Genomic DNA, 9,561 nt, shown 5'->3' on the forward strand with positions numbered 1-9,561 from the left:
GGGCCGTCGTCGTCTTGACTGACGGGCATGTCCGACTTCTCCCCGGTGGAGCTGCTCGAGCTCTTCCAGCGTGCCCAGAACCAGTTCACCGACCGGGTCGACGCCGTCGAGCCGGGCCAGTGGGACGACGAGTCGCTACCCGGCTGGACCGTGGCCGACCTGGTGGCGCACCTCGTGAACGAGCAGCTGTGGGTCGCGCCGCTGCTGGCCGGCGAGCCGGTCGACCTGATCGAGGGCCGCTTCCCGGACGGGACCGACGACCTGCTCGGCGACGACCCGGTCGCCGGCTGGGAGACGGCCGCGGACGGCGCACTGTCGGCCTTCGCCCAGGACGACGCGCTGCGCCACACCGTGCACCTCTCCCGTGGCCCGGTGCCGGCGGCCGACTACATCTTCGAGATGACGGCGGACCTCACCGTGCACGCCTGGGACCTGGCCCGGGCCACGAACGGTGACACCGTCCTGGACGGCGAGCTGGTCACCGCCGGGCTCCTCTACGCCGAGCGCCTGCCGGAGGAGGGCATCCCCGGGATCATCGACCCGCCCCTGGACGTGCCGCCGTCCGCCCCGCCGCAGACCCGCCTGCTGGCCCGCTTCGGACGCCGCGGCTGAACCCGCTCGCGCCCATCCCTTGCCATGATCGGCCGGTGACGCGCGACCCGGCCGACGTGGACGAGGCCGTCTTCGACGCCGTCGAGCGCATCCCGCCCGGCCGGGTGAGCACCTACGGCGCGATCGGCGAGCTGGTCGGGGTCGGCCCGCGGCGGGTCGCCCGGGCGCTGTCGCACGGTGGGGGTGCCGTGCCGTGGTTCCGGGTCGTGCGGGCGGACGGCTCGGCTGCCGAACCGGTGCGGGCCCGCCAGCTGGAACTGCTCGCCGCCGAGGGCGTGCCGGCACGGAACAGCCGGGTGGACCTCGGCGCCGTCGGCTGGCCGTGACACCGACCGTCGCCTGGTACAGTTTCTCGTACCACATGCCGATGGAGGATCCGTGTCCCTGACCGCCAGCGAGGCCCGCCAGAGGCTGTTCCCGCTCATCGAAGAGGTGAACGACGACCAGGTCGCCGTCGAGATCGTCTCGAAGAAGGGGACGGCTTTCCTGGTGTCCGCGGACGAGTACCGGTCGTTGAAGGAGACCGTCTACCTTCTCCAGTCGCCCAGGAACGCCGAGCGGTTGCGGGAGAGCGTCGCCGAGGTGCGCGGCGGCCAGATCCAGGAGCGCGACCTCCTCGATCGATGATCGCGTTCACCTCCCACGGCTGGGAGGACTACACCAGCTGGTCTGATGACCGGAAGATGCTCCGGCGGATCAACCGGCTGATCGAGGAGGCCTCCCGGGACCCGGCCGCCGGCACCGGCAAGCCCGAACGGCTCAGCGGCGACCTGTCGGGTTACTGGTCGCGGCGGATCGACCAGGAGCACCGGCTGGTCCACACGGTGGAGGGGGATCGCCTGGTCGTCGTCCAGGCCCGCTACCACTACTGACCCCTCCCGGCTCCGGCCCGGGGATGACGAGGTCAGGCCGGATGATCATCCACGGGGATGACGCCTGCGGACCGCGCGGTGGGGTCCACTGGATGCGTCCCGCCGTCGACCCCGGAGATCTCCCGTGCCCCCAGCCGCCACATCCGTCCGATCCGACCGGTCGTGGCCGGTGCGGGTGCTCCGCCGCGGGGTCGGGCTGGTCGTCGTCCTGGGGTTGCTGCTGGCGGTCGCCTTCGGCGTGGCCTGGGCGGTGACTCCCGGGGTGGCCGACGCCGAGCAGCGGGTCGCCGAGCGGCTGGCCGAGCACGGCGGCACGCCGCTGGCCGGCGAGCTGCCCTCGCGGGTCGCCGCGGCACTCCTGGCGACCGAGGACAGCCACTTCGCCGACCACATCGGCATCGACTGGCGCGGTGCCCTGCGCGCGCCGGTCGGCCTGGTGACCGGCACCGACCAGGGCGGTTCCACGGTGCACCAGCAGCTGGCGCGGGTTCTCTACGAGGACGGCGCGACCGATGTGGTGGCCAAGGGACGGGCCGTTGCCCTGGCGGTGAAGCTGGACCGGGCCTGGACCGACGAGCAGATCCTGCGCATGTACCTGGACTCGGTGTACTTCGGGCACGGCTTCTACGGGATCTCCGCCGCGGCGGAGGGCTACTTCGGGCTTCCCCCCGACCGGCTCGACTGGGCGCAGGCGAGCCTCCTCGCCGGGCTGGTGCAGGCACCGAGCGCCTACGACCCCTTCCAGCATCCCGAGCGGGCCGCCGGCCGGCAGGCGCACGTGCTCGACCGGCTGGTGGCCGTGGGCGCGTTCGAGCCGGCCGAGGCCGACGACATCGCGTCCCGGCAGTGGGGCCTCGTGGGCCGCTGAGCGGGCAGGCGGTGGCCGCAGCGCACTTCAGTCCGGTGCCGTTCCTGCCGACCACCAGGGCATGAACGCGATCGCCTGCAGTGCGGTGGGCCGAGCCGGGCTCGTCGCGGCCACGGCGTCCCTCGACTCCGAGGCCGAGTGGCCGCTCCTCCAGGTCGCCGGCTGGCTGACGACGGCGGCGGACCTCGTGCGGGAAGCCGCTGCGCGAGAGGCTCTCCCCGCCCTCCGGTGAGCCGCCACGCTCCCCACCCTCGGTACGGCGGTTCTGTCCCCGGTCCGTGATTCCATCGGGACGTGGCACAGGGGGGAGCGGCACCGGTCTACCGGCTGGTGGCCGGTGAGGCGCCGCGTCCGTCGGCGCCGCGGCTGGATCCGACGCAGCAGGCGGTCGTCGACCACGGGTCCGGTCCGCTGCTCGTGCTGGCCGGCCCGGGCACCGGGAAGACGACGACGATCGTCGAGGCCGTCGCCGCCCGCATCGACGCGGGCGCCGACCCGGAGCAGATCCTCGTCCTGACGTTCAGCCGCAAGGCCGCTGCCGAGCTGCGCGCCCGCATCACGGGGCGGGTCGCCCGGACCATCCGGGAGCCGCTCGCCCGCACCTTCCACTCCTACGCCTACGGCGTTCTCCGCCGGGCCGCGCTGCTCCGCGGGGATGCCCCGCCGCGCCTGCTCACGTCGGCCGAGCAGGACGCCGTCGTCGCCGAACTGCTCCGTGGTGACGCCGAGGAGGAGGGCGCGGTCCGCTGGCCGGCCGCCCTCGCACCGGCGCTCGGGACGGCCGGCTTCCGCGCCGAGCTGCGCGACCTGCTGATGCGCGCGACCGAGCGCGGCGTGGCCCCGGCCCGGCTGTCCGCCTGGGGCCGGGAGACCGGCCGCGACCACTGGGTGCTGGCCGCCGCCTTCCAGGAGCAGTACGAGAACGTGACGACGTTCGCCACCGTCGGCCGGGGGGACGCCTCCGGCTACGACCCCGCCGAGCTGGTGCGCGCCGCCATCGCCGAGCTCGCCGGCGACCCGGAACTGCTGCGCCAGGAGCGCGAGCGGGCCCGCTGGTTGTTCGTGGACGAGTACCAGGACACCGATCCCGCCCAGGTCGAGCTGCTCGAGCTGCTGGCCGGAGGGGGCGGCAACCTGGTCGCCGTCGGCGACCCCGACCAGGCGATCTACGCCTTCCGCGGCGCGGAGCCCCGCGGGATCGTGGAGTTCCCCGACCGGTTCCGGCACACGGACGGGCGCCGTGCGGGGCGGGTGTCGCTCGGGGTCTGCCGGCGGTCCGGGGAGGAGCTGCTGCGGATCAGCCGGAAGGTGGCCGAGGGCCTGCCGGGGCCCTGGGAGCACCGGCGGCTGGTCCCGGGCGAGGGCGCCGTCCCCGGCGCCGGGGAGGTGCACGTGTTCGGCTCGGCCGCGGTCGAGGCGGCCTACCTCGCCGACGTGCTGCGCCGCGCCCATCTGCTCGACGGCGTGGCCTGGTCGCAGATGGCCGTCGTCGTGCGCACCGCCGTCGCGCTCGGGCCGCTGCGCCGTGCGCTGGCCTCGGCGGGCGTGCCGGTCGCCGTCTCGGCCGACGCCCTGCCGCTGGCCGGGCAGCCGGCCGTCGCGCCGTTCCTCACGGCGCTGGGCGCGCTCCTGCCGGCGTCCGGCTCCGGGCCGGAGGCCGAGGGGACGGCGGTCGGTCTGGACGAGCCGGCCGCCGAGGCGCTGCTGGCCTCGCCGCTGGGCGGTGCGACGGTCCTGGACCTCCGCCGGCTCCGGCGCGCGGTCCGGCTCGCGCTGGTCCACCGCGGCGTGGACCCGGCCGAGCGCGGGGCGCCGCTGGCGCTCGTGCTCGGCGACGACACGCTGCTGGACTCCCTGCCCGAGCACGTCTCCCGCCCGGCCCGCCGGGTGGCCGACGTCCTGGCTGCCGGGCGGCTCGCCCTGGCCCACGACGGCACCGCGGAGGACGTGCTGTGGGCGATGTGGCAGCGCAGCGGCCTGGCGGCCCGCTGGGCGCGGTCCAGCGCGGCCGGCGGACCGTCGGGCGCCGTGGCCGACCGCGACCTCGACGCCGTCGTCGCGCTCTTCGACGCCGCGGCCGGGTTCGTCGACCGGCTGCCGTCGGCGGACGTCCGGGCCTTCGTGGCGCACCTGTCCGCCCAGGAGCTGCCGGGTGACACCGGGGCGGCCCGTGCGGTCGCGGGGGAGACCGTCCGGCTGCTGACCGCGCACGCCGCCAAGGGCCTCGAGTGGGACGTCGTCTGCGTCGCCGGTGTGCAGGAGGGGGTCTGGCCCGACCTGCGCGAGCGGTCCACCCTGCTCGGCACCGAGGAGCTGGTGGAGCGGGCCTCGGGCGTCGACGGCACCGCGGTCGACCGCCGGACGCTCGCCCTCGCCGAGGAACGGCGGCTGTTCTACGTCGCCTGCACCCGGGCCCGGGAGCGGCTCGTGGTCACCGCCGTCGAGGGCGCCCTCGACGGCGCGGACGCCGGAGCCACCGCCTCGCGCTTCCTGGACCTCGTCGCACCTCCGCCCGAGGACGGGCGGCCGCTCACCGAGCTGCCCCGCTCGCTCACCCTGCCCGCGCTGGTCGCCGACCTGCGGCGGGCGCTGACCGACCCGCAGACGCCGGCGGACCGCCGCTCGGCGGCCGCGTCGGTGCTGCGCCGGCTGGCCGACGAGGGGGTCGCGGGTGCCGCACCGACCAGTTGGTGGGGGCTGGCGGCGCTGTCCGACGAGGCGCCGCTGGTGCCGGAGGAGGATGCCGTCCGGGTCCGGCCGTCGGCGATCGAGACCTTCCAGCGGTGCCCGTTGCGCTGGGTGCTGGGCGCGGTGGGCGCCGAAGCCTCCCCGGACACCACACGGACGGTCGGCTCGGCCGTCCACGCCGTCGCCCAGCAGGTCGCCGAGGGCCTGCCACCCGGCGACGCGCCGGCCGTCCTCGCCGCCGAGCTCGACCAGCTCGACCTCGGCCCGGGGTGGTCCGACCAGCGGCAGCGGGTCACCGCGCAGGAGATGCTCGACAAGTTCCTCCGCTGGCACGCGGCCAACGGCCGGGAGCTGCTCGGCGCGGAGGAGGACTTCGACGTGACCGTGGGTCGCGCCCGCATCCGCGGCCAGGTCGACCGCCTCGAGCGCGACGCCGAGGGCCGGCTGGTCGTCGTCGACCTCAAGACCGGGAAGACGGCGGCGAAGAACACCGAGGAGCACGGCCAGCTGGCCGCCTACCAGGTGGCCGTCGCGGCCGGCGCCTTCGGCGACCACGGCGCCGTGCCCGGTGGTGCGGCCCTGCTGCAGGTCGGCACCGGGGCCAAGGCCAAGGAGCAGCACCAGGAGCCGCTGCCCGCCGACGTGCCCGTGGGGGAGACCTGGGCCGGTGAGCTGCTCGCACAGGTGGGCGAGGGGATGGGCGCGGCCACCTTCGAGGTGCGCACCGGCTCGCACTGCGCACGATGCCCGGCCCGGCGTAGCTGCCCGCTGCAGGAGCCCGGCCGGCAGGTGACGGCATGACGCCGAGAGCCGGTGGATCCGCTGAGCAGATGTCCTTCGACGACCTGTTCGCCGTCGACGCCCCCGAGCAGCCCGCGGTCCGCCGGGAGCTCAGCCCGGCCGAGGTCGCGGCCCGATGCGGCCTGTCCTACGCACCCTCACCCGAGCAGGCCCGCGTGGTGGAGGCCCCGGCGGACCGGCCGCTGGTCGTCGTCGCCGGTGCGGGCTCGGGCAAGACGGAGACGATGGCCGCCCGCGTCTCCTGGCTGGTGGCCAACCGCGTGGTGGCACCCGAGGAGATCCTCGGGCTCACCTTCACCCGCAAGGCGGCCAGCGAGCTCAACGAGCGGATCCGGCTGCGGCTGGGGGCGCTCGCCCGGCACCCCGACACGGAGCCCGACCTCCGGGAGCGGCTCGGCATCGCCCAGCCCACCGTCTCCACCTACCACGGCTACGCGGCCGCGCTGGTCGCCGAGCACGGGCTGCGGATCGGGATCGAGCCCGGCGCCGGTGTCCTCGGCCCCGCCATGTGCTGGGGGCAGGCGGCGCAGGTCGTCACCGCCTACACCGGCGACATGAGCGACGTCCCGCTGACGCTGCTCACCACCGTCGAGGACGTGCTCGCCCTGGCCGCCGACCTGGGCGAGCACGACATCAGCCCGTCGGCGCTGCGCAGCTGGACCGCGCGGCTGGAGTCGCAGATCCGCAGCTATCCCGACGCCCCCCGCAAGAAGGGGCCGTACGCGCCGGTCCTCGAGCTGCTCGCCCGGCAGAAGGCGCGGGTGGCCCTGCTGCCGCTGGTGGAGGCGTTCGAGGCGCGCAAGCGGGCAGCCGGCGCCATCGACTACGCCGACCAGGTCGCCTACGCCGCCCGGATCGCCGTCGCCTCGGCCGAGGTCGGCCGCCGCGAGCGCGCCCGCTGGAAGGTCGTGCTCCTCGACGAATACCAGGACACCAGCGTCGGCCAGCTGCGGATGCTGGAGGCGCTCTTCGGCCGCGAGACCGGCCACCCGGTCCTCGCGGTGGGGGACCCACGGCAGTCGATCTACGGCTGGCGGGGTGCCTCGGCCGGCACCATCGAGCGGTTCGCCCGGACCTTCCCCGGCCTGCCGGACCGGACGGCCGAGCGGCTCACGCTGGCCACGAGCTGGCGCAACGACGACGCCGTCCTCGCCGTCGCCAACGCCGTATCCGGGACGCTGCCGCCGCCTGACCAGCCGCTGCCCGACCTGGCGCCCGCGCCCACCGCGGGCCGCGGAGCGGTCACCGTCGGCCTCTACGACACCGTCGCCGACGAGACGGAGGCCCTGGCCGACCGGCTCGCCGCGTGCTGGAAGGGCGAGGACCCGGCGTTCCCCGTGACCGACGGGGGGAAGCGACCCACCGTGGCGGTGCTGGTCCGCGCCCGCAAGCAGCTGCCCGGCATTGCCGCCGCCCTCCGCGAGCGCGGCCTGCCGGTCGAGGTCGTCGGCCTCGGCGGGCTGCTGGAGGTCCCGGAGGTCTCCGACGTCGTCGCCACGCTCACCGTGCTGGTCGACCCCACCGCCGGCGACGCGCTCGGCCGGCTGCTGACCGGCGCCCGCTGGCGGATCGGCCCGCGCGACCTCGCCGCGCTCGAGGCGCGCGCCCGGGCGCTCGTGCACTCGCGGCGACCGGCGCCCGCCGCGCCGGTCGAGGGGCAGCCGCCCCCGGTCGAGGCCCCCTCCGAACGCGGCAGCATCGTCGAGGCGCTGGACGACCTCGGCGGTCCCGACGCCTACTCCCAGGCGGGCTACCGCCGTCTCCGGCGGCTGGGCCAGGAGCTCGGCCACCTGCGCACCCGGCTGGGCGAATCCCTGCCCGACCTGGTCGACGAGGTCGCCCGCACCCTCGGGCTCGAGACGGAGCTGGCCAGCGCCCCGGGTGCGAGCCCGGCCGGTGCGCGGGCCCACCTCGACGCGCTGCACGGCGTCGCGGCGGAGTTCACCGAGCTCGCCGAGCTGCCGTCGCTCCCGGCGTTCCTCGGCTACCTCCGGGACGCGGAGGAGCGCGAGCGGGGGCTCGAGCCCGGCGAGGTCGCGGTGAACCCCGAGGCCGTGCAGCTGCTCACCGGCCACTCGGCCAAGGGGCTGGAGTGGGACGTCGTCGCCGTCCCCGGGCTCACCATCGACCAGTTCCCCTCCAAGGCCGACACCAGCGACTCCTGGATCCGCGACCCCGGCGCCGTGCCGGCCGACCTGCGCCTCACCGACCGCGAGGAGCTGCCGCGGCTGCGACTGCCCGTCCCCGGCTCCGGGGACCAGGCGGTCGTCAAGCAGGCGCTGGAGGACTACGTCCAGGAGTGGAAGGACTTCGGCACCTCCGAGGAGATCCGACTGGGCTACGTCGCCGTCACCCGCGCCCGTCACCTCTTGCTCTGCTCCGGCAGCTGGTGGCGGGACGGCGTGAAGCCGTGCGGGCCGTCGTCACTGCTGCTCACCGCGCGGCAGGCGTGCGAGGACGGCGCCGGCACCGTGGTGCACTGGGCCGAGCCGCCCGCCGACGACGCGACGAACCCCGCGCTGGCGGAGTGGCCGGTGGGCGTCTGGCCGGCCGACCCGCTCTCCTCGGGCCGGCGGCGGGCGCTCACCGCGGCCGCGGAGCTGGTCACCGGGGCGGCACCGCACCCGCTGGACCCCGGGCAGGTCCTCGACGGCGGTGATCCGCTGGTCGAGCAGTGGGTGCGCGACGCCGACCTGCTGCTGCGCGAGCGGGCACGGCACGCCAGCCCGACCGTCGACGTCCCACTGCCCTCGCACCTGTCGGTCTCGGCCCTGGTCGCCCTCCGGCGCGATCCCGCCGAGCTGGCCCGGCGGCTGCGGCGCCCCATGCCCGCCGCACCGGCGCCGCAGGCCCGCCGGGGGACGGCCTTCCACGCCTGGCTGGAGGAGCGCTTCGGGGCGGCCAAGCTGGTCGACCTCGACGAGCTGCCCGGGTCGGGCGACGAGTTCGCCGCTCCCGACGGCGTCCTGGCGGAGCTGCAGGCGGCGTTCCTCGCCAGCGAGTGGGCCGATCGCCAGCCGGTCGAGGTGGAGGTGCCGTTCGAGACGCCGCTCGGTCCGCTGACCCTGCGCGGGCGCATCGACGCGGTGTACGCGGACTCCGACGGCGGCTTCGAGGTCATCGACTGGAAGACCGGGCCGCCGCCGTCGGGCGCCGAGCTGGCGGCGGCCGCGGTGCAGCTGGCCGCCTACCGGATCGGCTGGTCGCGGCTCACCGGCGTCCCGGTGGAGCGGGTGAGCGCCGGCTTCCACCATGTGGCCGCGGGGGTCACCCTGCGCCCGGTCGACCTCCTCGACGAGGGGGGCTTGCTGAACCTGGTCACCGGAGCGGACACGAGCTGACCGCGAGACGCGTCAGGGCCTCGGTCGAACGATGTGCGCAGACCAGCACCTCATGGTCGGCGGATTCACTCGGTCGTCGCAACACCGGCTAGTTGATCGTCGGAGAGTAGTCGGTCGAGGTGCTCGGCTGGGGTGCGGAAGTCGAGGGTCTTGCGGGGGCGGCCGTTGAGCTTGTCGGCGATGGCGTCTAGGTCTGCTGCGCTGTGCACCGAGAGGTCGGTGGCTTTGGGCAGGTACTGGCGGAGCAGCCCGTTGGTGTTCTCGTTGCTGCCGCGCTGCCACGGTGAGTGCGGGTCGCAGAAGTAGATCGGCAGGTCGGCGGCGATGGTGATCTCGGCGTGCCTGCGCATCTCCAGGCCCTGATCCCAGGTCAAGGAGC

Annotated in this window: 9 protein-coding genes; 8 read left to right on the plus strand and 1 reads right to left on the minus strand. The window is 75.6% G+C overall.

All coding sequences use genetic code 11. From position 1 onward, the window contains the following. The first annotated feature begins 27 nt into the window (after positions 1 to 27). The 8 genes from BM142_RS02430 to BM142_RS02460 all read left to right on the plus strand — a co-directional run bounded on the left by BM142_RS02430 (position 28) and on the right by BM142_RS02460 (position 9,182). Positions 28 to 612: a TIGR03086 family metal-binding protein gene (locus tag BM142_RS02430; RefSeq protein WP_092195143.1), complete on the plus strand. Its 585-nt coding sequence runs from the start codon at positions 28 to 30 to the stop codon at positions 610 to 612. 35 nt (positions 613 to 647) lie between these two features. Continuing rightward, the gene (locus tag BM142_RS02435; RefSeq protein ID WP_092195144.1) at positions 648 to 938 is read left to right on the plus strand and encodes an MGMT family protein; all 291 of its coding nucleotides are present in this window, start codon (positions 648 to 650) and stop codon (positions 936 to 938) included. 52 nt (positions 939 to 990) lie between these two features. Continuing rightward, entirely contained in the window at positions 991 to 1,239 is a 249-nt protein-coding gene (locus BM142_RS02440; protein ID WP_092195145.1) for a type II toxin-antitoxin system Phd/YefM family antitoxin, read from the plus strand. Beyond that, the gene (locus BM142_RS02445) at positions 1,236 to 1,484 is read left to right on the plus strand and encodes a Txe/YoeB family addiction module toxin (RefSeq protein ID WP_092195146.1); all 249 of its coding nucleotides are present in this window, start codon (positions 1,236 to 1,238) and stop codon (positions 1,482 to 1,484) included. Before BM142_RS02440 ends, BM142_RS02445 begins: the two co-directional genes overlap by 4 nt. Before the next feature lie 169 nt (positions 1,485 to 1,653). Then, positions 1,654 to 2,352: a biosynthetic peptidoglycan transglycosylase gene (locus BM142_RS02450; RefSeq protein WP_175527052.1), complete on the plus strand. Its 699-nt coding sequence runs from the start codon at positions 1,654 to 1,656 to the stop codon at positions 2,350 to 2,352. Positions 2,353 to 2,413: 61 nt separating this feature from the next. After that, entirely contained in the window at positions 2,414 to 2,584 is a 171-nt protein-coding gene (locus tag BM142_RS24335) for a hypothetical protein (RefSeq protein ID WP_175527053.1), read from the plus strand. Between the two features lie 62 nt (positions 2,585 to 2,646). Beyond that, positions 2,647 to 5,841, plus strand: a complete 3,195-nt coding sequence (locus tag BM142_RS02455) for an ATP-dependent helicase (RefSeq protein WP_254790476.1) — start codon at positions 2,647 to 2,649, stop codon at positions 5,839 to 5,841. Next, on the plus strand, positions 5,838 to 9,182 hold the full coding sequence (locus tag BM142_RS02460; RefSeq protein ID WP_092195148.1) for an ATP-dependent DNA helicase: 3,345 nt from the start codon (positions 5,838 to 5,840) through the stop codon (positions 9,180 to 9,182). Before BM142_RS02455 ends, BM142_RS02460 begins: the two co-directional genes overlap by 4 nt. Before the next feature lie 65 nt (positions 9,183 to 9,247). On the opposite strand, the gene BM142_RS02465 is transcribed toward BM142_RS02460, so the two are convergent. Continuing rightward, positions 9,248 to 9,561, minus strand: a 314-nt coding sequence (locus BM142_RS02465) for an IS30 family transposase (RefSeq protein ID WP_139228741.1), incomplete at its 5' end; no start/stop codon positions are given.

Source organism: Blastococcus tunisiensis (assembly GCF_900112815.1).
GTDB lineage: Bacteria > Actinomycetota > Actinomycetes > Mycobacteriales > Geodermatophilaceae > Blastococcus_B > Blastococcus_B tunisiensis.